A 25116-nucleotide genomic window follows, 5' to 3' on the forward strand; every position below is an offset into this window, starting at 1 on the left:
AGTCGGAGCGTGAGTGGGATCGCATGAGGCAATCCTAAGTTACGGGCGCGACCCGCCCACCCGGCGACGTCCGGACCGGACCCGGGCATCCTCAGGCGACTCCCAGAGGTCCTCGGCTGAGCCGGCACGGCTCAGCCCGTCGCGGCGGCGCCCCGGCGGGTGGCCTCCTGGCTGATCTGGTGCGCGAGCTCGACGTCGAGCTGGGTCAGGCCGCCCTCGGAGTGGGTCGACAGCGCGAAGGCGACGGTGCGCCAACGGATGTCGATGTCGGGATGGTGGTCCATCGTCTCCGCGGCGGACGCGACCTCCTGCACGAGGGCGATGCCGGTCAGGAAGTCCGGCGCCTCGAAAGAAGCCCGGATCGTGTCGTCGTCACGCGTCCAGTCGGGCAGGTCGCCCAGCTGGCGCTCGATCTCCTCGTCGGTGAGCCGTCGTGTCATGTCACCAGTAAACGCCCCACCGTGCTCGCCCTGTCGTACTGGACCTCGTGCTGTGGCACCATCGGTGGCGCCATGAGCAGTCCAGACCCCGTCCAGCACCCGGTACGCCTCGTCGTCGGGGCCGCCGTCGTCGACGACCTGGAGCGACCGACCCGACTGCTGTCGGCCCGCCGCACGGAGCCGTCGGCGCTCGCCGGCGGCTGGGAGCTGCCCGGCGGCAAGGTCGACGAGGGCGAGTCCCCGCTGTCGGCCCTGCACCGCGAGCTGTTCGAGGAGCTCGGCGTCCGCGTGCGCCTCGGCGCGCACGTGCCCGGTCCGAAGCCGGGCTCCACGTGGCCGCTGGGCGATCGGTACGAGATGCTGGTGTGGTTCGCCGAGGTCGTCGAGGGCACGCCCGAGCCCCTGGAGGACCACGATGAGCTGCGCTGGCTCGACCGGGACGACCTCCGTGCCGTCGGGTGGCTCCCCGCCGACCTGCCCATCGTCGAGCAGCTCGAGCAGCTGCTGCGCCCGCCCGCATCCGACCCGGACGCCCGAAGCGCCTCCTGAACCACACGAGAACCACCCACGACGCCGTGGTCCGAACCACCCTCGAAACCCTGAGAGACTGTCCCTCATGCCCATGAAGACCCGCGCGGACATCCGCAACGTCGCCATCGTCGCCCACGTCGACCACGGCAAGACCACCCTCGTCGACAAGATGCTCTGGCAGTCCGGCGCGTTCGGCGAGCACCAGCACGTCGACGAGCGCGCGATGGACTCCGGCGACCTCGAGCGCGAGAAGGGCATCACGATCCTCGCGAAGAACACCGCGGTGCACTACACGGGCAAGGCCGCCCAGGACCGCGGCCTGACCGACGGCGTCACGATCAACATCATCGACACCCCCGGCCACGCCGACTTCGGTGGTGAGGTCGAGCGCGGCCTGTCGATGGTCGACGGTGTCGTCCTGCTCGTCGACGCGTCCGAGGGCCCGCTGCCCCAGACCCGCTTCGTGCTGCGCAAGGCGCTCGCCGCGAAGATGCCGGTCATCCTGTGCATCAACAAGGTCGACCGTCCGGACTCACGCATCGCCGAGGTCGTCGACGAGGCCTACGAGCTCTTCCTCGACCTCGACGCGACGGAGGAGCAGATCGACTTCCCGATCGTCTACGCGTCGGCCAAGGCCGGCCGCGCCTCGCTCGAGCGCCCCGACAACGGTGGCCTGCCGGAGGGCGAGGACCTCGAGGCCCTCTTCGAGACGATCCTCCAGACGATCCCCGCGCCGACGTACGACGACGAGGCGCCCCTGCAGGCGCACGTCACCAACCTCGACGCCTCCAACTTCCTCGGCCGCCTCGCCCTGCTCCGTGTCTTCAACGGTACGATCAAGAAGGGCCAGCAGGTCATGTGGTGCCGCCACGACGGCTCGCAGCAGCGCGTCAAGATCACCGAGCTGCTCATGACCGAGGCGCTCGAGCGCAAGCCCGCCGAGGAGGCGGGCCCCGGCGACATCATCGCCGTCGCCGGCATCCCCGAGATCACCATCGGCGAGACGCTCGCCGACCCCGAGAACCCCATCCCGCTGCCCCTCATCACGGTCGACGAGCCGGCGATCTCGATGACCATCGGCACCAACACGAGCCCGATGGTCGGCCAGGTCCGCGGCTCGAAGGTCACGGCCCGCATGGTCAAGGACCGCCTCGACAAGGAGCTCATCGGCAACGTGTCGCTGCGCATCCTCAACACCGAGCGTCCGGACGCCTGGGAGGTCCAGGGCCGTGGTGAGCTCGCGCTCGCCATCCTCGTCGAGCAGATGCGTCGCGAGGGCTACGAGTTGACCGTCGGCAAGCCGCAGGTTGTCACCCGCGAGGTCGACGGGAAGGTCCACGAGCCCGTCGAGCGCCTCACCATCGACACCCCCGAGGAGTTCCTCGGCGCCATCACGCAGATCATGGCCGCCCGCAAGGGCCGCATGGAGCAGATGACCAACCACGGCACCGGCTGGATCCGCATGGAGTTCCTCGTGCCCAGCCGTGGCCTCATCGGCTTCCGCACCGAGTTCCTCACCGAGACGCGCGGCACGGGCATCGCCCACCACGTCTTCGAGGACTACGAGCCGTGGTTCGGCGCCATCACGACCCGCACGAGCGGCTCGCTGGTCTCCGACCGCAAGGGCGTCGTCACCTCCTACGCCATGGTCAACCTCCAGGAGCGCGGCACGCTCTTCGTCGACCCGACGACGGAGGTCTACGAGGGCATGATCGTCGGCGAGAACTCCCGCGCCGACGACATGGACGTCAACATCACCAAGGAGAAGAAGCTCACCAACGTGCGCGCCTCCTCCTCGGACAACTTCGAGAAGATCGTCCCGCCGCGCAAGCTGAGCCTCGAGCAGAGCCTCGAGTTCTGTCGCGAGGACGAGTGCGTCGAGGTCACGCCCGAGTCGGTCCGCATCCGCAAGGTCGTCCTCGACGCCGGCGAGCGCGCCCGAACCGCGTCACGGGCGCGTTCGGCGGCGAAGGCCGAGGGCTGACCGAGCCGTGCGCAACGTGGTGCGCGGGCTGAGGAGGTCGTCGGCCGTCGCGGTCGTCGCTGCCGTCCTGGCAGCGGGCGCCGCGGCGTGCACCGGGTCGAGCGACCCGACGAGCACCCAGGAGGCGTTGGGCGCCGCCCCGTCGGCCGCGACGGGGCAGCCCCAGCCGGGCGGCACGCTGCAGGTCCTCGTCTCGGGCACCATCGCGACCTGGGACCCGCAGCTGATGTACGTCGGGCCCGAGGCGTTCTTCGCCCAGCGCACCTTCGCCCGCGGCCTCACGGCATACGGCACGGGTGAGCACCAGCGAGACGTCGAGGCCGACCTCGCCACCGACACCGGCACCCCGAGCGACGGCGCACGAACGTGGTCCTTCACCCTGCGCGAGGGGCTGGCCTGGCAGGACGGCTCGCCGATCACGTGCGACGACGTGCGCCACGGCGTCGCCCGCACCTTCGACCGGCGCACGCACGTCGGCGGCACCAACTACGCGAGCTACCTGCTCGCGATGCCGACGAAGGTGACGCCCGAGGGTCTCGAGAAGCCCGTCTACGCCGGCCCGTCCGACACGGCCCACCAGTCCGACTTCGACCGCGCCGTGTCGTGCAAGGGCCGCACCATCACCTTCCGGCTGCGCGACGCCGAGCCCGACTTCGCGCACATCGTGGCGCTGCCCGAGTTCGCGCCGCGCAAGGTCGCGGCCGACACCACGAGCGACAAGGCGACGTATGCCGTCATGTCGAGCGGGCCCTACCGCCTCAAGGAGCCGTGGGTCGTCGGCAAGGGCGGCACCTTCGTGCGAAACGAGCACTGGGACGCCCGCACCGACCCGATCCGGCACGCCTACCCCGACGAGATCCACGTGACGTCCGGGCTGGGGGAGTCGACGGTCATCCAGCGGCTGCTCAACCAGCAGGACGACGACGCGTACGCCGTGTCGTGGGTCCAGGCGAGCCCCACCCTGCGCAACCAGGCCGGCACCGACCTCCAGACGCGGCTCACCTTCCCCTACACGGGCAACGTCGACTACCTCGCCGTCAACATGCGCAGCAAGGTCATGTCCGACCCGGCGGTGCGCAAGGCGCTGTCCCTGTCGACGAACCGCGCGACCTACGTCACCGCGACCGGGGGTGAGGGGGCGGGCACGCCGACGTGGTCGGTCCTGTCGCCGACGGTCGACCCCGAGTCCGTGTCGCCGCCGCCCGGCCTCGGCGTCGAGGGCGACCCCGAAGGCGCCCGGAAGCTGCTCCAGAAGTCCGGCGTCACCCTCCCCGTCCCGCTGCGCGTCGTCTACGCCCGCTCGGTGCTCGGCGACAAGGCGTATGCCGCCCTCGCCGCCGGGTGGGAGCGCGCGGGCTTCAAGGTCGAGCTCACGGGCGTGCCGCCCGAGGAGTACTACGAGACGATCGAGAAGCCGACGTCGGTCGACTCCTACGACGTCTTCCGTGGGGTGTGGACCCCCGACTGGCCGTCCGCCGGAGGGGTGCTGCCGGCGCTCTTCGACCCCCGCATCAACATCGACTCGTCGGGTCCCGGCCAGGACGTCGGCTACTTCAGCAACGACGCCGTCAACGCGCTCATCGACAAGGCCGACGCCACGGCCGACCCCGCCGCCCGGTCCAGGGTGTGGGAGCAGGCCGACCGGTCGATCCGCGACGAGGGCGGCTACATCGCGCTGTCGGCGACGAAGGCCCTCTACCTGCACGGAGCGGGCGTCAAGACCTACGAGGACCACAGCGTCGGCGGCATCGTCGACCTCGCCACCGTGTCCGTGCGCTGACGCACCGAGCGCCCGACGCTCCCCGACGCTTCGAGAGGACCACCGTGCCCCGCCTGCTCTTCGTCCACGCCCACCCCGACGACGAGACCCTGACGTGCGGCATCGCGATGGCCCACCACGTCGCCCGTGGCGACGAGGTGCACGTGCTGACGTGCACCCTGGGTGAGGAGGGCGAGGTCATCCCCCCGGGGCTCGCCGAGCTCGAGGGTGACCCCGACGACCGGCTCGGACCGTACCGCCACGGTGAGCTGACCCGCGCCCTCGACCGGATCGGGGCCGTCGTGCACGTGCTCGGGGCCGACGAGGCGGCCGGGCGGCTCTCGCGCTACCGGGACTCCGGCATGGTCGGCTCCCCGGCTGCGGCTCGCCCCGAGGCCTTCGCGGCGGCGGACCTCGACGTGGCCGGCGGTCTCGTCGCCGAGCTCGTGCGCGACCTGCGCCCCGACGTCGTCGTCACCTACGACGAGCACGGCGGCTACGGCCACCCCGACCACGTCCAGACCCACCGGGTCACGCGGCGCGCCCTCGAGCTCCTCGACGCCGCGGACCGGCCGACGCGCGTGTACGAGATCCTCACGCCGCTCGGCTGGGCGCGCGAGGACCGCGCGTGGCTGGCCGCCGCCGACCCCGACCTGCTCGACACCAGCGCGTGGTGGAGCCGTCAGGACCTCGGCCCGGAGCCGCCCGCGCCGCCGCGGCTCGTCGTGCCCGCGGCCGAGGACGCGTTCCCGCCGTCGGTCGTCGACGACGACCGCGTCACGCACGCCGTGGTCGACGAGGCCGCCCGCACGGTCCAGAGCGACGCGTTGCGCGAGCACGCGACCCAGGTCATCGTCGCGAGCGCGGACGTGCACGCCCTGTCCAACCTCGTCGCCGCGCGGACGACGGCCCGCGAGGGCTTCCGGCGTGTCGACCCGCTCACGTGGCAGACCGTGGGTGGCCCCGTGCAGGCGGGCGAGGCCGGCCTGCTCGCCTGACTGACGGCAACGATCTCGTCACGGAGCCGACACCTCGCGGTGCTTCGCTGCAATCGGACAGCCGCGGCGTTACCTTCGTGCCACACGATGTCCCCTGCCCGGAGAGCCGATGGCCCACGACTGGTCCGACGACACGCGCCGCGAGCGGCGCTCGACGGTGCTGCGCCTGCTCGTGGCCACGATCGTCCTCGGCGGCGGCTACGCCGGCCTCTGCGTGTGGTCCTCGCAGCACGTCCCGGCATCGGTGTCGGTGGGTGACATCCGGGTCGGTGGGATGACGCCCGAGTCCGCCCGGGCGGCCATCGACAAGGGCTCGCGGTCGCTGCTCGACACGCCCATCGTGCTCAGCGTGCCGGGCCGTGCCGCGCCGATCGAGGTCGTACCGCGTGACGCCGGACTCACGGTCGACGCCGAGCGCTCCCTCGAGGGGCTCACCGGCTTCACGCTCGACCCGCGGGTCGTGTGGGACAAGCTCACCGGGTCGGTCCGGACACCGCTGCTCACGGCCGCGGACGACGAGGCCCTCACGGCCTACCTCGACCGGCTCGCACCCGGACTGGCCGTCGCCCCCGTGGAGGGCCAGGTGACCTTCCCCGACGGCTCCGTCTCCGTCGACATGCCGGCGCCGGGCAGCACGCTCGACGTGGCCGCGACGAAGCTCGCGCTGCGCCGCGCCTTCCCCGACTCCACCCAGGCCACGGCAGTGGTGCGCCAGGTGCCGCCCGCCGTGAGTGCGGACGTCGTCCAGCAGGTCGGCTCGCAGTTCGGCAGCACGGCGATGTCCCGGCCGCTCACGCTCGTGTCCGGCTCGACGCGCGTGCTGCTCTCCCCGGCCGAGTACGCCCCGATGGTCTCGGTCGTGCCCGACGGGTCGGGCGGGCTCACGCCGCGCTTCGACGAGCCCGGCCTCGCCCGGCTCGTCGCCGGCAAGGTGACGGTGCCGAGCCGGACGGCGAGCAGCGCCCGCTGGGTCTTCGAGCCGAACAACGGCAAGCCCCGCCTCGTGCCCTCCGTCGACGGGCTCACCTTCGACGAGGACGCGGTCGCCAGGCAGGTCGTCGCCGCCATCTCCGGCACCGAGCGCACGGTGGACGTGCGGCCCGCGGTCGCCCAGCCACCCTTCACCACCGAGGACGCCCAGCAGGCCGGCGTCAGCACCCTCGTGGCCGACTTCCGCTCGCCCTTCCCGACGAACGACGCGACGCGCACCAACAACCTCGTCGTCGCGACGAAGCGCATCAACGGCATCTACGTGCCGCCCGGGGGCACCTTCAGCCTCAACGGGATCCTCGGCGAGCGCACCGAGGACAAGGGGTATGCCGACGGCACCGTCATCATCGACGGCCGGCTGACGCGCGGGACCGGGGGCGGCATCAGCCAGGTGTCCACCGTCGTCTACAACCTGGCCTACTTCGCCGGTGTCGACTTCCTCGCGTTCAGCCCGCACGCGTTCTTCATCCCGCGCTACCCGGAAGGCCGTGAGGCCACCGTCTACTGGCCGACGATCGACAACAAGTGGAAGAACGACACCCCCTACGGGATGCTCCTGCAGACCTGGGTCGAGGGTGGCTTCGTCCACGGACGGGTGTGGAGCACGAAGACCTGGGACATCACGTCGGTCAAGGGCCCGCGGCGAAACGTCGTGCCCCCCAAGACGATTCGCACCGACAGCCTGAAGTGCTACCCGCAGCAGCCCAACCCGGGCTTCGACGTCACCGTGACGCGCGAGTGGCGCCGCCCCGGGGCGAGCGCCCTCGTCAGGAGCGAGCCGGTCAGCACCCACTACGTGCCCGAGGACCACATCATCTGCACGAACCCCGCCGCCACGCCGCCGTGACCGAGGCGGGACTGCGACCGTGCTACGTCGGGTGCGCCCCGGTGCTCAGGCGGTCGGACGGGCGAGGTAGGTGTACTCGTGGTGCACACCGAACCCCAGGCCCTCCCAGAACGCGACACCGTCGGCGTTGTCGGCCGAGACCTGCAGGTAGATCGCCGGCATGTTGTTCTCGCGGGCGACCATGGCGATCGCCGAGACGATGGTCGTGGCCAGGCCCTTGCGGCGGTGGTCGGGGTGCACCCAGAGCCCGAAGATGCCGGCCCACCCGGGGTGGATCGCCATGCGCGCCAAGGCGATGATCCGCTTCGACTCGGGATCGGTGACCGAGAGGAAGAGCTGCCCGTCGCTGCCCGTGAGGACCGCCTCGGTCGCTCCCGGCACGACGGTGCGCTGCTCGGCGTAGCTCATGAGCCAGTCGAGCTTGAGCTCCGCATCGGCGGTGACCGGGACCGACGCCTCGGTGAGGGGTGGCACCGCGGCGGACAGGCCCGTCATGACGAGCACCCGCTGCCAGTCGTCACGGCCGCCGCCGATGGCATAGCCGCGCTCGAGCAGCGCTGCGGCAGCGGGGATCCCGTCGACGGCGAACCCACGCTCGCCGTGGACCTGGAAGATCGGCGGACGGTCGCGCTCGGCGTACCACTTCTCGACGAAGTCGATCGCCTTGTCGACCGGCAGGCTCGGGTCGCCCACGACGAGCGCCGAGTTGGCCCGACCCGTGAAGCCGTCGGACGCGCGGAGCACCCAGTCGCCGATGCCGCCGCGGTCGAGCGCCTGCCAGCCCTTGGCCATCAGCTTCTCGAGGTCGTCGGCCGACACGCGCTCGTGCGCGCGGCCGGGGCGGCTGGCGGGCGGCGGCACGTCCTTGGCGGCGACGACGTCCGCACGGATCAGCTTCACCCGCTCCGTCTTCGTGTCGACGACGAGGAAGTCGTCGTTGCGGGCGACGAGCTCGCCGACGAAGTCGGTGGCGGCCGCCTCGGCGCCCTCGGCGAGCCGGTAGCGCACGACGACCCTGCTGCCGATCGTCAGGTCCGCGGTGAGGCGGTGGCCGGTGGTGTCCGCGGCAGCGGTGGGGGAGAGCGGGGTCGCCTCCGAGCCCTTCGTGGTGTCCTCCGAGGACGTCGTCTCCGGGTCGGTCTCATCCGTGGGGCCGTGCGTGGGCTCGCCGTTCATGTCCGGCATACTAGGCCGTGCAGCATCCGCTCCCGAACGCTCCACAGCAGGAGGTCCGCTCCCCATGACCTATGTCATCGCCCAGCCTTGCGTCGATCTCAAGGACCGTGCCTGCATCGAGGAGTGTCCGGTCGACTGCATCTACGAGGGCAAGCGGTCGCTCTACATCCACCCCGACGAGTGCGTCGACTGCGGCGCCTGCGAGCCCGTGTGCCCCGTCGAGGCGATCTACTACGAGGACGACGTCCCCGAGCAGTGGGCCGACTACTACAACGCCAACGTCGAGTTCTTCAACGACCTCGGCAGCCCCGGTGGCGCCGCCAAGCTCGGCATCATCGACAAGGACCACCCGCTCATCGAGGCGCTCCCGCCGCAGGAACACGACGAGTGACCGTGCCCGGCGCGCCCAGCGCGTCCGTGCGGGGGCTCGACCTCCCGGACTTCCCGTGGGACTCGCTCGCGCCCTACAAGGCGCGAGCGGTCGCGCATCCGGAGGGCATCGTCGACCTGTCGGTCGGCACGCCGGTCGACCCCACCCCCGAGGTCGTGCGCCGGGCGCTCGCGGACGCCTCCGACGCCCCGGGCTACCCGCTGACCGTCGGCACCGCCGACCTGCGGGCCGCGATCTGCGAGTGGTTCGAGCGTCGCCGCGGCGTCCCGGGCCTCACCGTCGACGCGGTCCTGCCGACCATCGGCAGCAAGGAGCTCGTGGCCTGGCTGCCCACCCTGCTCGGCCTACGCGCCGGTGACGTCGTCGGGATCCCCGCGGTCGCCTACCCGACCTACGACATCGGCGCGCGCATCGCCGGCGCGACGGGCGTCGTCGCCCAGTCGCTGACGAGCCTCGGCCCGCTCACGGCGGCCACGACGCCGAAGCTGTTGTGGCTCAACAGCCCCGGCAACCCCAACGGCCAGGTGCTAGGCGTCCCGCACCTGCGCAAGGTCGTCGAGTGGGCGCGTGGGCACGGGGTCGTCGTCGCCAGTGACGAGTGCTACGCCGAGCTCGACTGGCGCGAGGGCCACGTCGGCACCGCGACGCCGAGCATCCTCCACCCTGACGTCTGCGGCGGGTCCCACGAGGGCCTGCTCGCCGTCTACTCGCTGTCCAAGCAGTCCAACCTCGCCGGCTACCGCGCCGCGTTCGTCGCCGGGGACCCCGCGCTCGTCGGCGCGATCCTCGAGGTGCGCAAGCACGCCGGCATGATCATGCCCACACCCGTCCAGCACGCCATGGCGGTCGCCCTGCGCGACGACACCCACGTGCAGACGCAGCGGACGGCATACGCCCGGCGTCGCGAGCAGCTGCTCGCCGCCGTCACCCGAGCGGGGCTGCGCGTCGACCACTCCGAGGCCGGGCTCTACCTCTGGGCCACCCGCGAAGAGGACTGCTGGACAACGGTTTCCGATCTCGCCGACCGCGGCATCCTCGTTGCCCCGGGCGCGTTCTACGGCGCGGCCGGTAGCCAGCACGTGCGCATCGCGCTCACGGCCACCGACGAACGCATCGCCGCCGCCTGCTCCCGGCTCTGACGCCGAGGCCGTCTCGCCCCCCGTTCCGGCCCGACCTCGTGCGGTGGTATGGGGTGGACCTGTTTTCTCAGCGGACCCGACGCTGGGGTAACGTCGCTCGCGGATACGTCCGGCGCCGTTGGGCCGGAGTTACAGGAGGCGAGGAACAGTGACGAAGGCAGTGGACGCGACACTCAAGGTCGCAGACAAGGAACTCACGTTCCCGGGAGTCGACGCCGTCGAGGGCAACGACGGGCTCGGGGTGGGGTCCCTGCTGAAGGAGACCGGCCTCGTCACCTATGACGTCGGCTTCGTCAACACCGCGTCGTGCAAGAGCGCGATCACCTACATCGACGGCGACGAGGGCATCCTGCGCTACCGCGGGTACCCCATCGCCGAGCTGGCCGAGAAGTCCACGTTCGTCGAGGTCTCCTACCTGCTCATCTACGGCGAGCTGCCCACGCCTGAGGAGCTGACCCGCTTCGAGGACTCGATCCGCCGGCACACGATGCTGCACGAGGACCTCCGCGCGTTCTTCAACGGCTTCCCGCGCGACGCGCACCCGATGCCCGTGCTCAGCTCGGCCGTCTCGGCGCTCGGCACGTTCTACCAGGACAGCCTCGACCCCTTCGACCAGGAGCAGGTCGAGATCTCGACCGTCCGCCTCCTCGCCAAGCTGCCGACCATCGCGGCCATGGCGCACAAGAAGAGCGTCGGCCAGCCGTACATGTACCCCGACAACTCGCTGTCGTTCGTCGAGAACTTCCTGCGGATGACGTTCGGCTATCCCGTCGAGCCCTACGAGGTCGACCCGACCGTCGCCAAGGCCCTCGACCTGCTCTTCATCCTGCACGCCGACCACGAGCAGAACTGCTCGACCTCGACGGTGCGCCTCGTCGGCTCGGCGCACGCGAACCTCTTCAACTCGGTCTCGGCCGGCATCCACGCCCTGTCCGGCCCGCTCCACGGCGGCGCCAACCAGGCGGTCCTCGAGATGCTCGGCAAGCTCCACGAGTCGGGCGACGACCCGAAGAAGTTCATGGAGAAGGTCAAGAACAAGGAGGACGGTGTCCGCCTCATGGGCTTCGGGCACCGCGTCTACAAGAACTACGACCCGCGCGCCGCGATCATCAAGAAGGCCGCCGACGACATCCTCGAGAAGCTCGGCCAGAACGACCCGCTGCTCGAGATCGCCAAGGGGCTCGAGGAGATCGCGCTGGCCGACGACTACTTCGTCGAGCGCAAGCTCTACCCGAACGTCGACTTCTACACCGGCCTCATCTACAAGGCCATGGGCTTCGAGTCGAAGATGTTCACGGTGCTCTTCGCCATCGGCCGTCTCCCGGGCTGGATCGCCCAGTGGCGCGAGATGATGACCGACCCCGAGACGAAGATCGGCCGTCCGCGCCAGATCTACACGGGTGAGGCCCAGCGCAGCTACCCCGCCTGAGCCGTCGGCTCACCCGAGATCCACCCGATGCCCCCGCCCCTCCTGGGACGGGGGCATCGGCATGATGGGGCGATGGCCAAGTACCTCGTCAACGACGCGGCCGTCGCCCGGTGCCGCGACCTCATCGACAAGCGGCAGTACGTCCTGGACAGCGACTGGGGCCAGGTCCAGCCGGATCCAGAGGCGCAGAACGCCTACCTCGAGCGGCACCCGTGGGACGACTACGCCGCTTGGCACCTCGGCCTGACCGAGGGCGCGAACGACGGGACCAAGGCGCGCTACGCCTTCGTCGTCGGCGACTTCCGGCGGGTCCACCGCACGGCGCTCATCGCCTGCGTCTACCGCGCGAGCGAGTGGCGGCACAAGGACGTCGAGCTCGCCGCGCACGACCTGCTCCAGCACCTCGACCGGGTGTCCGGCTGACCACGACCCGTCCCCCTGGAGCCAGCAGGGTGCCCGCCCGGGGGCGTATGCCGCCGGGCTCAGCCGAGGGTGATCGTGACCGTCGTGCCGTCGGAGCCGGACGACCAGCCCTCGTCGCCCTTCGAGCGGTCCCACACGCGGTCGCCGACACTGACCTTGCTCGCCCCGTAGATCTCGGCGCGCGCCACGGCCCACTGCGCGACGGCCCAGGCAGTCGTGCGGTCGCGGGCCGTCACGGTGAGCACGCCCTCACCGGGTCGGACCGAGGTGACGCCCATCTGCTCGGACAGGTCGGCAGCCACGCGCTGCGGCGTGAGGCTGGTCTTCACCGCGTCGAGGCGGCACGTCAGGCCGGTGGGGGAGTGCCCGGTCAAGGTCGAGGCGAGCACCCGGCCCTGGCCCTCGTGGTCGCGGTAGGCCTCGGGGAAGCCGCTCTTCTGGACGCGCTGGGCGATCTTCGTGATGTCGGCGGTCTCGTAGCCCTGGTACTTCTCGAGGGCGTCGTAGAACGCGTTGGTCGCGTGGACGGGGTCGAGGATCTGCTCCTTCGTGCCCCAGCCCTGGCTCGGCCGCTGCTGGAAGAGGCCGAGCGAGTCGCGGTCGCCGTAGCGCAGGTTGCGGATCTTCGACTCCTGGAACGCCGTCGTCAACGCGATCGTGGCCGCACGCGGGGGCATCTCACGCTTGATCGACAGCGCCGCGATGAGGGCGGCGTTGGCCGTCTGGTCGGGGTCGAAGGTCTCGGTGATCCCGCCGGCCTTGATCGTGCACTGCGGGTTGACGACGCTCTGGATGAGGAAGCGGGCGCCGAACCACCCGGCCGTGCCGACGACCGCCAGCACGAGCAGGATCGGCACCCAGCGGGGGCGGCGACGAGCGCGCGGGCGGCCCCGGGAGTCGGCAAGGGTCGGGCCCGGTCGGTTCTTCGGCATGGGGTCCTCAGGTGGTCCGGCTCTGGTCTGAACCGGTGGCGTCCGGTCTGGGTCAGTCGTTGGCGTGCAGGGCGGCGTTGAGAGTGATGCCCGTCCCCGCGCGGTCGCGGGCCTCGACGGCACCGCTCACGCTGTTGCGGATGAACAGGATGTTGCTCGACCCCGACAGCTCCTTGGCCTTGACCACGGTGCCGTCGGGCAGCGTCACCTTGGTGCCCGCCGTCACGTAGAGCCCGGCCTCGACGACGCAGTCGTCCCCGAGCGCGATGCCGATGCCGCCGTTGGCTCCGACGAGACAACGCTCGCCGATGCTGACGCGTTCCGTCCCGCCACCGGACAGGGTGCCCATGATCGAGGCGCCGGCGCCGATGTCGGACCCGTCCCCGACGACGACGCCCTGCACGATGCGGCCCTCGACCATCGAGGTGCCGAGCGTGCCGGCGTTGAAGTTGCAGAAGCCCTCGTGCATGACCGTCGTGCCCGCCGAGAGGTGCGCGCCGAGGCGCACCCGGTCGGCGTCGGCGATGCGCACGCCCTGCGGCACGACGAAGTCGGTCATCCTCGGGAACTTGTCGACGCCGTAGACGGCGACGTGCTGGCCCCGGGCCCGCAGCCGCATCCGCGTCTGCTCGAAGCCGTCGACGGCGCACGCGCCTGCGCTCGTCCAGACGACGTTCGGCAGGGCGCCGAACACTCCGTCGAGGTTGATGGTGTTGGGCTCGACGAGGCAGTGCGACAGCAGGTGCAGACGCAGGTAGGCGTCCGGCGCGTCGGCCGGGGGAGCGTCGAGGTCGATCTCGACGAGCCGGACCTCGGTGCGCACGCGGCGCGCCTCGTCGGTGCCGACGAGGGCGTCGAGGCCCTCGGGGACGGTCGCGCCGGCCGGGCGCTCCCCGAGCGCCGGCTGCGGGAACCACGTGTCGAGCACCTGCCCGTCGTCCGTGGTCGTCGTCAGTCCGTGTCCCCATGCGTTGCGCTCCGACATGGCCGCAAGGATATGGGGACGGCCCGCACCGGTGAAACGGGGACCCGCACCGTGGTCACCGGACGGTGACGGTCGGACGGTCCCGCGGGCGCCGCGACGTGGTGGCCTCCGGATAACCTTCGCGTATGCCGTCCACCTCGCCGTCCGTCGACCCGACCACCGTGCCCGCCGACACGGGGGCCCGCGCCGCCACCCTCGACCTGTCCGCCGACGTCACGACCCTCACGGCCGCGATCTGCGACATCGAGTCGGTCAGCCAGGACGAGGCGGCGCTCGCCGACGCGATCGAGGCCGCCCTGCGGCCCCTCTCGCACCTCGAGGTCGTCCGCGACGGCAACACCGTCGTCGCCCGCACCTCCCTCGGCCGCTCGGAGCGGGTCGTGCTGGCCGGACACATCGACACGGTGCCGCTGACCGCGGTGCCCAACCTGCCCACGCGCCGCGTCGACGGTGAGCTGTGGGGCCGGGGCACGGTCGACATGAAGGGCGGTGTCGGCGTCATGCTCCGCATCGCGGCGCAGGTGCCCGACCCGAGTCGCGACCTGACCTTCCTCTTCTACGAGTGCGAGGAGATCGACGGGCAGTACAACGGTCTGGCCCGCCTCGCCGACACCTCGCCCGAGCTGCTCGCCGGCGACTTCGCCGTCCTGCTCGAGCCGACCGACGGCGCCATCGAGGGCGGCTGCAAGGGCACCCTGCGCGCCGAGGTCGTCACCAAGGGCGTCGCCGCCCACTCGGCCCGCCCGTGGAAGGGTCACAACGCCATCCACGACGCCGCCGCGGTGCTCTCGCGGCTGACCGCCTACGAGGCCGAGACCATCACCGTCGACGGGCTCGACTACCACGAGGCCCTCCAGGCCGTCGGGATCAGCGGCGGGATCGCCGGCAACGTCATCCCCGACCGGTGCACCGTCACCGTCAACTACCGCTACGCGCCTGACAAGAACACCGAGGAGGCCTTCGCGCACGTGCGCCAGGTGTTCGACGGTTTCGACGTGACGCTCGGCGACGCGGCCGACGGCGCGCGGCCGGGTCTGCTGCTGCCGGCCGCCAAGGCGTTCATCGACGCGCTCGGTGTGCCCGTCAACCCCAAGGAGGGGTGGACCGACGTCGCGCGCTTCTCCGCGCTCGGCATCCCCGCCGTCAACTTCGGGCCCGGAGACCCCAACCTCGCGCACATGGACGACGAGCGCTGCCCGGTCGAGCAGTACGTCGAGGCCGAGGCCGCCCTGCTGCGCTGGCTCGGCTGACCTCTCCGCATAGGGTGGCGCTGTGACCGACCACCAGCCTGCACCCGTCACCTCGGGGAGCCCGCACGAGGACCGGCGCCAGACCGGTCCGGTGACGCTGCGCCGTCACAAGGTGCCCGTGACGACGACCGACCAGCGACTGCTCGAGGCGCACCAGCCCAACGAGTGGCTGCACGCCGACCCGTGGCGCGTCATGCGCATCCAGTCCGAGTTCGTCGAGGGTTTCGGCACACTCTCCGAGCTCGGGCCGGCGGCAGCGGTGTTCGGATCGGCGCGCACGCGACCCGAGGACCCGGCATACGCCATCGGGGTCGAGGTGGGCCGCCTGCTGGCGGAGGCGGGCTACGCCGTCATCACCGGCGGTGGGCCGGGCGCCATGGAGGCGGCCAACAAGGGTGCCTTCGAGGCGAAGGGGACCTCGGTCGGGCTCGGCATCGAGCTGCCCTTCGAGACGGGCCTCAACGAGTACGTCGACCTCGGCATCAACTTCCGCTACTTCTTCGCCCGCAAGGTCATGTTCCTCAAGTACTCCCGCGGCTTCATCGTGCTGCCGGGGGGCTTCGGCACGCTCGACGAGCTCTTCGAGGCGCTGACGCTCGCGCAGACGCAGAAGGTCACCGAGTTCCCCATCGTGCTCATGGGCGTCGCGTACTGGCAGGGGCTCATCGACTGGCTGGGCGACACGGTGCTCGACCACGGCATGATCAGTCCGGCCGACCTCAAGCGGCTCATCGTCACCGACGACCCGGACGAGGCCGTCAAGGCGATCCGCACGTACGAGGAGCCGCGCGCGTGAAGTGGTTCATCCTCCTCGTCGGGATCGTCGTCCTGTGCTCCGTCGTCGCGCTCATTCTCGGGCTCGCCGGTGGTGGCCTCGGCCGCAACACGACGAGCCTGAGCCACGAGCCCCTGCCCGACGAGCCGATCCGCGACACCGACTTCGACGACCTCGTCTTCGACGTGGGCGCCCGGGGCTACCGGATGAGCCAGGTCGACGGGGTCGTCGACCGGCTGAGGCGCGAGCTCCGCGAGAAGGACGAGGAGATCGCCGTGCTGCGCGGGGACGCCCCGGCGGAGCTCGCTCCCGAGCCGGCCCAGCACGTGCCCGGCCCCGCCGAGCCCGCCGAGCCCGCCGAGGCGGAGACGGAGGGGCTCGAGCCGACCCCCGAGCCGGCCGACACGGCTGAGGCTGCCGAGGAGGCCGAGCCGGCCGAGCCGGCCGAGCAGTCCGATCCGACGGTCGGCCGCGAACGCACCACATGACCGAGGTGCTCTCGCTGCGTTCGCGCGGCGTCTTCGTCGACTGGGTGCTCGCGGTCTACGCGCTGGCCCGGGTCGTCACGACGACGATCCTGCTGCTCGTCATGCAGCACCAGGTCCCGTCCGGCATGACCGGCGGCGACGACGTGCCCGTGTCCTACTTCCCGTTCACGGCGCTCTGGGACGGCCAGTGGTACCAGACGATCGCCCAGCACGGGTATCCCTCGGAGCTACCGGTCGGCGAGAGCGGGGCCGTCCAGCAGAACCCGTGGGCCTTCTACCCGCTCTTCCCGTTCATGGCCCGCGCCGGCATGGCCCTGACCGGGCTCGACTTCCCGGCGGTGGGCTCGACGATCGCGCTCCTCTGCGGGGCCGGCGCGGCCGTGCTCATGGGACTGCTGCTGCGCGAGCGCATCGGCGACCCGGCGGCATACCTCGTCGTCGCCCTGTGGGCGAGCTTTCCCGCGTCGGTGACGCTGCAGCTGGCCTACACCGAGTCGCTCGCCATGCTGCTGCTCGTCGGCTACCTCTACGCGCTGGCCAAGGAGCGGTGGCTCGTCGCGACGGCCGTGGCCCTGCTCGTCGGGCTCTCGAGACCGATCGCCGTGCCGCTGGGACTCGTGACGCTCGTCGTGGTCTTCCTGCGCTGGCGGGCGCGCCGTGAGCGCCCGATCAGTCGCGGGACGTATGCCGCGATGCTCGCCTCGCTCGTCGGCTGCGGTGTCGCCGGGCTGCTGTGGCCCGCCATCGCGTGGTGGCGCACCGGCGTGCCGTCGGCCTACACCGACACGATGGCGTCGTGGCGTGGCTCGGGCACCGTCGAGCCGTTCACGCCGTGGGTCGGGATGTCGGAGTATGCGTTCGGCGACACGTGGGGCCCGGTGATGCTCGTCGTCGCGCCGCTCGTCGCCATCGCCGTGGTGGCCGGACCGTGGGCCCGCAACCTCGGCGCCGACCTGCGCACGTGGACGCTCGCCTACCCGGCGTACCTCGCGGCGGTGCTCGACCCCTTCACGAGCATCTTCCGCTACCTCATCCCGCTCTTCCCGCTCCTCGTCGTCGTGCTCGGGGCGGGCTGGGCCGACCGTCGCGGCAACACGTGGAAGCGGCTGCTGTGGCGCTTCGTCCCGCTCCTCGTCCTCAGCGTCGTGGGCCAGTACTACTGGACCGACATCCTGTGGCGCTTCGTCCCCCCGAGCGACTACCCGCCGTGACCGGACACCGGTCTGACCCCGCCGTTCTCGGTGGTTCGACCGGCAGATGATCTGCCGATCAGTGTGCTGATCACCCCACCATCACGCAGACCATGCTGCGGGTCACGCCTGGTCCTCCACACCCATGACCAGCGTGACCCGTCGTCCACAGCGTCGCCCGCCGCAAGCGCGCCACTCGCCTCAGCGGGGCAGGGTGACGGAATGACCCTGACCGACGCGGCAACTGCTCTGGCCGAGGTGCAGCACGGAGTGGTGTCCCGGCGTCAGCTCCTCGAAGCCGGTGTCACGCGCGAGACCCTGCGCTGGCGGGTCGGTCGGGACTGGAGGCTCCTGCTGCCCGGCGTCTACGCGCTTCAGACCGGCCTGCCTTCGGTGTGGCAGCGGCTCGTCGCTGCGCAGCTCGTGGGCGGCGAGGGAGCGTGGCTCGCAGGATCCACCGCCGCCTCGCTGCACGGGATCACGAGCGCCCCGATATCGATGCCGATCCGGGTGCTCGTGCCTGCACCACGCAGGTCCAGGCGGATCTCGTGGGTCGACGTCCGGAGCACGACCCTGCTGGGCGAACGCGTTGTCGAGCGCGGCCCGCTCCGCCTCGGATGCCTCGCCCGCGCCGTCGTCGACGCAGCACATGAGACTCCTGATGAGCGAGCGGCGCGTGGTGTCGTCATCGAGGCGGTCCAACGCCGTCTCGTCCGGCTCGACGACCTGGAGCACTGGGTCGATGCCAGGGGCCGTCGTGGCTCCGCGCGGCTGCGGCGGATTCTCGCCGAGGTCGCGGAGGGCGCGTGGTCGGTGCCCGAGAGCGACCTGCTCGCGCTGGTCCGGACCTCGCGCCGACTGCCCCCGCCGATGGCTAACCCGATCCTCACCGGTCCGGGCGGCGAGACCTTGACCTCGCCCGATCTCTGGTTCGACGACGTGGGCCTGGCCGTGATGGTGCAGTCTCGTCGATTCCATGCCGACCGCCTCGACTGGGAGGCCACCGTGGAGCAGGGATCCGATCTGTCGACGATGCGCGTCGTGGTCGTCGGCGTCACCCCGACTGCACTCGCGCGCGACCCCGAGGCGCAGTTGCGCCGCATCGAGCGGGCTCACGAGGCGGCTGCGCGCACCGGTGTGCGAGCCCCGGTCACCGCCAGCGTCCGCGCCACCGTGCCCCTCGGGGTGACGGGCTGAGCCAGACATGCGTGGTGGTCCGGCTGATCATCGTGCATCTGGTGGGGTAATCACCACACCAGATGCAGCACCATGGGCAGGTTCATCGGGAGACGCGCGCGAGCGGGTCCGGCGGTCAGGTGCCGGTGTAGGTGGGCTTCTCCTTGGCGAGGAAGGCGTCGACGGCGGCCCGGTGGTCGCTGCTGCCACCCGTCAACGCCATGAGCTCGGCTTCGTGGGCCAGGGCAGCGGGCAGGTCTGCGCCCGCCGAGTAGGCGACGGCCCGCCGGATCGAGCCGTAGGCCAGCGTCGGGCCGTCGGCGAGGGTCCGTGCCAGCTCGGTCACCGTCGCCTCGAGCTCGTCGGCGGGCACGACCTTCGTGACGAGCCCCATCGCCAACGCCTCTGCCGCCGAGACCGTGCGCGGCAGGAGCAGCAGCTCCTTGGCGCGGGCGGGCCCGACGAGACGGGGCAACGTCCACGAGGCCCCGGAGTCGCACGAGAGCGCGATGCCCGCGAACGAGGTGTTGAGCCCGGCCTGCTCCGACGCGACCCGGAAGTCGCACGCCAGCGCGAAGCTCATCCCCGCCCCGGCCGCCACACCGTTGAGGGCCGCGACGACGGGCTTGTTCATCGTCGAGAGCGCGATGACGATCGGGTTGTAGTGGTCGGTCACGGTCGTCTCGAGCGTCGACGTCGGGTCGCCGAGGCTGCGGACGTGCTCCTTGAGGTCCTGCCCGACGCAGAAGGCCCGCCCGGTCCCCGTGAGCACGACGCACCGCACGGCGGGGTCCCCACCGACCTCGCGGAGGGCCGCGACGAGGGCGTCCTTGAGGGCGTCGTCGAGGCTGTTCATGGCGTCCGGGCGGTTGAGCCGGAGCCAGGCGATGCCGTCGGCGACCTCGACGAGCAGGGGCTCGGTGGCGGGCGAGGAGGAGGAGTCGGGCGTCTGCGTCATGGGCGCCACTCTGTCCCAATCCGTCCCCGGGCGGAAGCGTGACGAGCCTCGGAGGGCCCGGACGTGCCCTCTGTCACATCCCCAATTAGGTCTCGCAAACGAGACACGGAATAATGGGGCCAAAGACCGAGGATTCCTAGGGAAGGGGAACCATGGCAGCAATGAAGCCGAGGACCGGCGATGGCCCGCTCGAGGTCGTCAAGGAGGGCCGCGGCATCGTGCTGCGGATGCCCCTTGAGGGCGGCGGGCGTCTCGTCGTCGAGATGACCCCCGACGAGGCTGCAGCTCTGCGTGACGCGATCCAGGGTTGTGACGGCGTCAACTGACCCTTCCGCCTGATCCAGGTTCGACGGCCCCTGACCTCACGGTCGGGGGCCGTTTCGCATGCCCGCCCCGGCGGAGGATGGCGTATGCCGTCCGGCCGGCCGGACGGCATACGTGCGCTCAGCGCTTGACGGCCACGAGCAGACCGTCGCCGACCGGCAGCAGCGACACGGTGAACTGGTCGTGCTCGCGGATCGCGCGGCCGACCTCGCGGAGGGTGCGCGTCTCGGCGTCCCGGTTGGCGGGGTCGGACTCCTTGTCGGTCCACGTCATGACGAGGGTGCCGCCGGACCGCAGCAGGCGGGTGGCCTGCGCGAGGTACTCGGGGTACTCCTCCTTGTCGGCGTCGACGACGACGAGGTCGTAGGCGCCGTCGGTCATCCGGGGGAGCACCTCGAGAGCACGACCGGCGATGCAGCGGGTGCGCTGGTGGGCGATGCCGGCAGCCGCGAAGGCGTCGCGCGCGGCCCGCTGGTGCTCGGTCTCGAGGTCGATGGTCGTGAGGATGCCGTCGGCGGGCATGCCGCCGAGCAGCCAGAGACCCGAGGCGCCCGCGCCGGTCCCGATCTCCATGACGGCCTTGGCCTCGGTCGCGGCCGCGAGCATCTGGAGCACGGCGCCGACGCCGTTGCCGACGGCCGGCGCACCGAGCTCCTCACCGCGGTGGGTCGCCTCCTCGACGTGCTCGCTCGGGGTGACGAACTCCTCGGCGTGCGACCACGCGGCGACCTTCTGGGTGCTCATGTTCGTCACCCTACTGTGACGTGCCGGGCCGATTCGGCACCCCGTCGCCCTGAAGCGGGTAAGGATCAGGTCATGGACGAACACGACAAGCCGACCGCGGAGCACCTGCGTCCGGGCGGCGTCGACGACGCCACGGTCGAGGCCCTGGGCAAGCTGTCCGAGGCCCTCGAGGTCGTCGAGGACGCCCGCGGCCACCTCTACGGCTTCCACCGGCTCACGGGGATGGCGGACCTCACCCTGGGCGAGGCCGTCGACCTCTTCCGCGAGGCCGGCCACACCGAGCTCGCCGACCGGCTGCAGACCGAGCTCGTCGGGCGCAACGTCGTGCAGGGACGGTGGACCTTCCAGATCGTCGAGGAGTACGACGACGGCTACTACGCGACCTTCAAGGAGCTCGAGAAGACGGCGCGCGACGACCTCGTCGGTGGCCGACGCCACCTCTTCGAGGCGGAGATGAAGGAGGACCGACGCACACACGGCCGGGCCCACCACGAGGCGGTCCCGCACGACGGCAGCGAGCAGTCCCGCTGACCACCCCGCCCGCCGTCCCGCCACCCCGTCCACAGCAGAACCACAGGTTCTGGCTGGCGATCGGACAGGGCAATCCGAGACGATCGACGGGAACGAAACGAGATCTGACGGCGTTCTTGTGGTTGACCCCTCTCCGTGAAAGGCCCAGCCCCCAGTGAGCACCAGCGTGACGTCCACCTCTCCCACCTCGGTGGAGCAGGCCGACTCGACGTGGACTCCCCCCACGTGGGAGGAGATCGTCGAGCAGCACTCGGCGCGCGTCTACCGCCTGGCCTACCGCCTCACGGGCAACCCGCACGACGCCGAGGACCTGACGCATGACGTCTTCGTCCGCGTCTTCCGGTCGCTGCACTCCTACCAGCCGGGCACCTTCGAGGGCTGGCTGCACCGCATCACGACCAACGTCTTCCTCGACAAGATGCGTCGCAAGCAGCGCATCCGCTTCGACGCCCTGCCCGACGACGCCGCCGGTCGGCTCCCCAGCAACGAGAAGGGGCCGGAGCAGACCTACCACGACGCCCGTTTCGACGACGACGTGCAGCGGGCGCTCGACGCCCTCGCGCCGGAGTTCCGCGCGGCCGTCGTCCTCTGCGACATCGAGGGCCTCAGCTACGAGGAGATCAGCGCGACTCTCGGCGTCAAGCTCGGCACCGTCCGCTCGCGCATCCACCGTGGCCGCGCCCAGCTGCGCGAGGCCCTCGCGCACCGCGCCCCCGAGGTGGCCGCCGCCGCCCGTCCGGCCAAGCCCGAGTCGCGCGCCGCTCGCGCCGGCCTGCGCCTTCCCGGCCGCCGAGTCGCGGCGAGCTCGCGCTGATGGGTCCGGAGGTGATGTCGTGACGCCGCACCTCAAGGGATACGTCCGCGCCTATGTCGACCGCGCCCTGCCGCCGGCGATGCTGCACCTCTACGACAAGCACCTCGTGTGCTGCACCGTCTGCCGCGCCGCCGCCGACCAGGAGCGCCGCATCGTCGCGTCGCTGCGCTCCGACACCGGCGTCCCGATGAGCCTGCGCACCTCCCTCATGGGTCTCGGTGCGGCTCCCTCGGGTGAGCCCCAGCCCGCGCCCGCTCCCTCGCGGGAGCCCAGGGCCCCGCGCATCCCGCTGCCGCCCGTCGGCTTCCGTATGCCGTCGACGCCGTCCTACGAGCCCGTGCCCACCGTTCGGCCCACCGCCCCTGCCCTGCACCGCTCGCCGATGCGTGCTGCGGTGGTGGCCTCGATCGCGGCGGGCGCGTCGGTCGCTGCCGCGTGGGGGCTCGCGATCGCGCCCGTGCCCGGCTCGCGGGCCCCTTCGGTGCGGGGCCCGGTGGCCAACTTCGGGGCCGGCCCCGTCAGCGCCGTGAACTTCGGCGGCTCCGTGCTGCCCGGCAACAGGATCTCGCCCGTCACGCGTCAGACGCAGGGCCTCAACGACGTCGGCGCCGGCAACGTCCCGTACTGGGTCGTCACGACCCGCACGTCGGCCCGTACCGCGTCGCTGGCCGTCGGCCCGACCTCCGCCCTGGTGGCCCCGGTTCGGGTCACCAACGTCCGTTCGGCACAATCAGGGCCATGAGCGACGAGTCGACGACGCCGGACCCCGATCCGACGGCAGCAGCTCCTGAGCCCCGCGAGCTCACTCAGGCCCCCGGCGGTGACCCGGAGGTGGAGCAGACCGGCATCATCGACCTGCACGACACCCGGGCCATCCCGTCCGCGTCGCCGACGACACCGGCCCCCGTCCCGTCCGCCTCGGAGGCGCAGCCGCCGGTGAGCGCCTCCGGCCCGGGCCTCTCCGACACGGGTGACGACGCCTGGTTCGACGTCTTCGGAGGCGAGCACCCGACCGAGGGTGCCGGCGTCCCTGCCCGGGCCGATGCCGCCTGGGGCAGCGACCGCGCCGACTCCCTCGCCGAGGAGGCCCACCGCTCGGCCTACGCCCCGCCCACCCCCGCGGCCGACGCGCCCTCTGCGACCGGGCCCGGTGCGTCCACCCCTCCGGGCGACGTGCTGGCCGGCGCCGCCGCGGCAGCCGGCGGGACGGCATACCTCGGCTCCGTGCCCCACGCACCCGCGGCGGGCGACCCCGACCTCGGCAGCGGTCCGGTGCCGTCCGGGGGCGGCGTCGCACTCACCGACCCGCCGGCGCCGTCCGCCCGCCGCGGTCGCGGCAAGGTGGTCGCCGCCGTCGTCGGGCTCTGTCTGCTCTCCGGTGTCATCGGTGGCATCGCCAGCCAGGTCGCCGAGGACCGCATCAACCTCGCCGGCTCGACCCTGCCCGAGCCCGGTCCGGGCGCCACGCAGCGACCGGCCGGCTCGGTCGCCAACATCGCCGCCGTCGCCCTGCCGAGCGTCGTGACCATCAAGGTCGACGCCGGCAGCGAGGGATCGGCCACCGGTTCCGGCTTCGTCATCGACGGCAAGGGCCACGTCCTGACCAACAACCACGTCGTCGAGCCCGGCGTCAACGGTGACATCGAGATCGTGCTGAGCAACGGCGACACCGAGAAGGCGACCATCGTCGGGCGCGACGCGAGCTACGACCTCGCCGTGCTCAAGATCAACCGCACCGACCTCAAGCCCCTGACGCTCGGCGCGTCCGACAAGGTCGTCGTCGGCGACCAGGTCATCGCCGTCGGTGCACCGCTCGGCCTCGACCAGACCGTCACCACGGGCATCGTCAGCGCGCTCAACCGCCCCGTGACGCCGGGAGAGGGCAGCGAGTCCTCCTTCATCAACGCCATCCAGACGGACGCGGCGATCAACCCCGGCAACTCGGGTGGCCCGCTGCTCGACATGACGGGCAAGGTCATCGGCGTCAACAGCGCCATCGCCCGGGTCCCGGGGACGAGCGGCGCCACCGGCGGCAGCATCGGGCTCGGCTTCGCCATCCCGAGCGACCAGGCCCGGCGCACCGCCGACCAGCTCATCGCGACGGGCAAGGCCACCCACCCGGTCATCGGCGTCAACCTCAGCCGGACGTTCGTCGGTGACGGCGCCCAGGTCCTCGACGCGCCCGACGCGGTGACCTCCGGGGGGCCGGCTGCCAAGGCCGGGGTCCAGGCCGGCGACGTCATCGTCGGCTTCGAGGGCAAGCGCATCCGCACCCCGGACCAGCTCATCGTCTCGATCCGCGCGCGGGCCGTCGGCGACACCGTGAGCCTCAAGGTCGAGCGTGACGGCAAGGAGCTCGAGCTCCAGATGACGCTGGAAGCGGATCCGGCCAAGTAGAGCACGACGCGCCACCGTAGGATGGCGCAGCCGGTACGCGTGGAAGCGAGGGACTGTGTTCGACATCAACGGGTGGGAGCTGCTCCTGCTCGGTCTGCTCGCGATCCTCATCCTGGGTCCGGAGCGCCTGCCCGAGTACGCCGCCAAGTTCGGCAAGTTCGTCCGCCAGGCCCGCGGCATGGCCGACCGGGCCAAGCAGCAGCTCAAGGACGAGATGGGGCCGGAGTTCTCCGACGTGGACTGGCGGGCCTACGACCCGCGCCAGTACGACCCGCGCAAGATCGTGCGCGACGCGCTCTCCGCGCCACCCGACGAGGACGACCAGCCGTCGCCCGTCGTCGACAAGCCCGTGAGCACGCCGCGCGGCCACGACCCGTCGGTCCCGACCCCCTGGGACAGCGAAGCGACGTGAATCTCTGACCCAGAGGCATCTCTGTCGGTGGTC

26 protein-coding genes are annotated in these 25116 nt (G+C 71.6%); 20 read left to right on the forward strand and 6 right to left on the reverse strand.

Features of this window, described 5'->3' with window-relative positions:
- Nucleotides 1-131: 131 nt before the first annotated feature.
- On the reverse strand, nt 132-440 hold the full coding sequence (locus tag AC1DW8_RS19305) for a 4a-hydroxytetrahydrobiopterin dehydratase (RefSeq protein WP_056770921.1): 309 nt from the start codon (nt 438-440) through the stop codon (nt 132-134).
- A gap of 72 nt (nt 441-512) precedes the next feature.
- On the opposite strand from AC1DW8_RS19305, the gene AC1DW8_RS19310 reads away from it, so the two are divergent.
- The 5 genes from AC1DW8_RS19310 (at nt 513) to AC1DW8_RS19330 (ending at nt 7549) form a co-directional block, all read left to right on the forward strand.
- The gene (locus tag AC1DW8_RS19310) at nt 513-989 is read left to right on the forward strand and encodes a (deoxy)nucleoside triphosphate pyrophosphohydrolase (protein WP_478095547.1); all 477 of its coding nucleotides are present in this window, start codon (nt 513-515) and stop codon (nt 987-989) included.
- 67 nt (nt 990-1056) lie between these two features.
- Nucleotides 1057-2955: a translational GTPase TypA gene (gene typA / locus AC1DW8_RS19315; RefSeq protein WP_056770920.1), complete on the forward strand. Its 1899-nt coding sequence runs from the start codon at nt 1057-1059 to the stop codon at nt 2953-2955.
- Nucleotides 2956-2962: 7 nt separating this feature from the next.
- The gene (locus AC1DW8_RS19320; protein WP_478095548.1) at nt 2963-4735 is read left to right on the forward strand and encodes an ABC transporter substrate-binding protein; all 1773 of its coding nucleotides are present in this window, start codon (nt 2963-2965) and stop codon (nt 4733-4735) included.
- Nucleotides 4736-4779: 44 nt separating this feature from the next.
- Nucleotides 4780-5712 (forward strand): N-acetyl-1-D-myo-inositol-2-amino-2-deoxy-alpha-D-glucopyranoside deacetylase, encoded by a 933-nt coding sequence (gene mshB / locus AC1DW8_RS19325; RefSeq protein ID WP_478095549.1) that lies wholly within the window; start codon nt 4780-4782, stop codon nt 5710-5712.
- Between the two features lie 109 nt (nt 5713-5821).
- A complete protein-coding gene (locus AC1DW8_RS19330) occupies nt 5822-7549 on the forward strand; it encodes a VanW family protein (protein ID WP_478095550.1) in 1728 nt (575 codons plus the stop codon).
- Between the two features lie 45 nt (nt 7550-7594).
- On the opposite strand, the gene AC1DW8_RS19335 is transcribed toward AC1DW8_RS19330, so the two are convergent.
- Entirely contained in the window at nt 7595-8725 is a 1131-nt protein-coding gene (locus AC1DW8_RS19335) for a GNAT family N-acetyltransferase (RefSeq protein ID WP_478095551.1), read from the reverse strand.
- Between the two features lie 64 nt (nt 8726-8789).
- On the opposite strand from AC1DW8_RS19335, the gene fdxA reads away from it, so the two are divergent.
- The 4 genes from fdxA (at nt 8790) to AC1DW8_RS19355 (ending at nt 12107) form a co-directional block, all read left to right on the forward strand.
- Nucleotides 8790-9116 carry a ferredoxin gene (fdxA, locus tag AC1DW8_RS19340; protein WP_056770903.1) on the forward strand — a complete coding sequence of 109 codons (327 nt, stop codon included), beginning with the start codon at nt 8790-8792 and terminating at the stop codon, nt 9114-9116.
- Between the two features lie 2 nt (nt 9117-9118).
- Entirely contained in the window at nt 9119-10255 is a 1137-nt protein-coding gene (dapC, locus tag AC1DW8_RS19345; RefSeq protein ID WP_304437909.1) for a succinyldiaminopimelate transaminase, read from the forward strand.
- 148 nt (nt 10256-10403) lie between these two features.
- A complete protein-coding gene (locus AC1DW8_RS19350; RefSeq protein WP_081633811.1) occupies nt 10404-11684 on the forward strand; it encodes a citrate synthase in 1281 nt (426 codons plus the stop codon).
- 72 nt (nt 11685-11756) lie between these two features.
- Nucleotides 11757-12107: a hypothetical protein gene (locus tag AC1DW8_RS19355; RefSeq protein ID WP_478095552.1), complete on the forward strand. Its 351-nt coding sequence runs from the start codon at nt 11757-11759 to the stop codon at nt 12105-12107.
- A gap of 59 nt (nt 12108-12166) precedes the next feature.
- Here AC1DW8_RS19355 and AC1DW8_RS19360 read toward each other — a convergent pair whose 3' ends face one another.
- On the reverse strand, nt 12167-13039 hold the full coding sequence (locus AC1DW8_RS19360) for a hypothetical protein (protein ID WP_478095553.1): 873 nt from the start codon (nt 13037-13039) through the stop codon (nt 12167-12169).
- Nucleotides 13040-13091: 52 nt separating this feature from the next.
- Entirely contained in the window at nt 13092-14024 is a 933-nt protein-coding gene (gene dapD, locus AC1DW8_RS19365; protein ID WP_056770895.1) for a 2,3,4,5-tetrahydropyridine-2,6-dicarboxylate N-succinyltransferase, read from the reverse strand.
- Nucleotides 14025-14149: 125 nt separating this feature from the next.
- Here dapD and dapE point away from each other — a divergent pair, with 125 nt between their 5' ends.
- The 5 genes from dapE (at nt 14150) to AC1DW8_RS19390 (ending at nt 18924) form a co-directional block, all read left to right on the forward strand.
- Complete coding sequence (gene dapE, locus AC1DW8_RS19370; protein WP_082622618.1) at nt 14150-15274, forward strand: succinyl-diaminopimelate desuccinylase; 1125 nt, start codon at nt 14150-14152, stop codon at nt 15272-15274.
- Nucleotides 15275-15296: 22 nt separating this feature from the next.
- Nucleotides 15297-16070 (forward strand): LOG family protein, encoded by a 774-nt coding sequence (locus AC1DW8_RS19375; RefSeq protein ID WP_056821991.1) that lies wholly within the window; start codon nt 15297-15299, stop codon nt 16068-16070.
- Nucleotides 16067-16537, forward strand: a complete 471-nt coding sequence (locus tag AC1DW8_RS19380) for a hypothetical protein (RefSeq protein ID WP_056770886.1) — start codon at nt 16067-16069, stop codon at nt 16535-16537. The genes AC1DW8_RS19375 and AC1DW8_RS19380 overlap by 4 nt, the downstream gene beginning before the upstream one ends.
- Nucleotides 16534-17748, forward strand: a complete 1215-nt coding sequence (locus AC1DW8_RS19385) for a hypothetical protein (RefSeq protein WP_478095554.1) — start codon at nt 16534-16536, stop codon at nt 17746-17748. Before AC1DW8_RS19380 ends, AC1DW8_RS19385 begins: the two co-directional genes overlap by 4 nt.
- A 201-nt stretch (nt 17749-17949) precedes the next feature.
- Nucleotides 17950-18924, forward strand: coding sequence for a hypothetical protein (locus tag AC1DW8_RS19390; RefSeq protein ID WP_478095555.1), 975 nt, complete (start codon nt 17950-17952; stop codon nt 18922-18924).
- 115 nt (nt 18925-19039) lie between these two features.
- Here the strand turns inward: AC1DW8_RS19390 and AC1DW8_RS19395 are convergent, their stop codons facing one another.
- Nucleotides 19040-19861, reverse strand: a complete 822-nt coding sequence (locus tag AC1DW8_RS19395; RefSeq protein ID WP_478095556.1) for an enoyl-CoA hydratase/isomerase family protein — start codon at nt 19859-19861, stop codon at nt 19040-19042.
- Nucleotides 19862-20013: 152 nt separating this feature from the next.
- Between AC1DW8_RS19395 and AC1DW8_RS19400 the strand changes: the two genes are divergently transcribed.
- Nucleotides 20014-20187: a DUF3117 domain-containing protein gene (locus tag AC1DW8_RS19400; protein WP_013493416.1), complete on the forward strand. Its 174-nt coding sequence runs from the start codon at nt 20014-20016 to the stop codon at nt 20185-20187.
- A 118-nt stretch (nt 20188-20305) separates the two neighbouring features.
- On the opposite strand, the gene AC1DW8_RS19405 is transcribed toward AC1DW8_RS19400, so the two are convergent.
- Nucleotides 20306-20929: an O-methyltransferase gene (locus AC1DW8_RS19405; RefSeq protein ID WP_056772578.1), complete on the reverse strand. Its 624-nt coding sequence runs from the start codon at nt 20927-20929 to the stop codon at nt 20306-20308.
- 72 nt (nt 20930-21001) lie between these two features.
- Between AC1DW8_RS19405 and AC1DW8_RS19410 the strand changes: the two genes are divergently transcribed.
- The 5 genes from AC1DW8_RS19410 (at nt 21002) to AC1DW8_RS19430 (ending at nt 25083) form a co-directional block, all read left to right on the forward strand.
- Entirely contained in the window at nt 21002-21460 is a 459-nt protein-coding gene (locus AC1DW8_RS19410) for a hypothetical protein (RefSeq protein ID WP_056770874.1), read from the forward strand.
- 166 nt (nt 21461-21626) lie between these two features.
- Nucleotides 21627-22274, forward strand: coding sequence for an RNA polymerase sigma factor SigE (gene sigE / locus AC1DW8_RS19415; RefSeq protein ID WP_156415385.1), 648 nt, complete (start codon nt 21627-21629; stop codon nt 22272-22274).
- 19 nt (nt 22275-22293) lie between these two features.
- Nucleotides 22294-23016, forward strand: a complete 723-nt coding sequence (locus AC1DW8_RS19420) for an anti-sigma factor (RefSeq protein WP_056770868.1) — start codon at nt 22294-22296, stop codon at nt 23014-23016.
- A complete protein-coding gene (locus AC1DW8_RS19425; RefSeq protein WP_478095557.1) occupies nt 23013-24671 on the forward strand; it encodes a S1C family serine protease in 1659 nt (552 codons plus the stop codon). The genes AC1DW8_RS19420 and AC1DW8_RS19425 overlap by 4 nt, the downstream gene beginning before the upstream one ends.
- A gap of 55 nt (nt 24672-24726) precedes the next feature.
- Nucleotides 24727-25083 carry a twin-arginine translocase TatA/TatE family subunit gene (locus AC1DW8_RS19430; protein WP_020143116.1) on the forward strand — a complete coding sequence of 119 codons (357 nt, stop codon included), beginning with the start codon at nt 24727-24729 and terminating at the stop codon, nt 25081-25083.
- Nucleotides 25084-25116 lie beyond the last annotated feature (33 nt).

The organism is Terrabacter sp. P2_E3 (genome assembly GCF_056403915.1).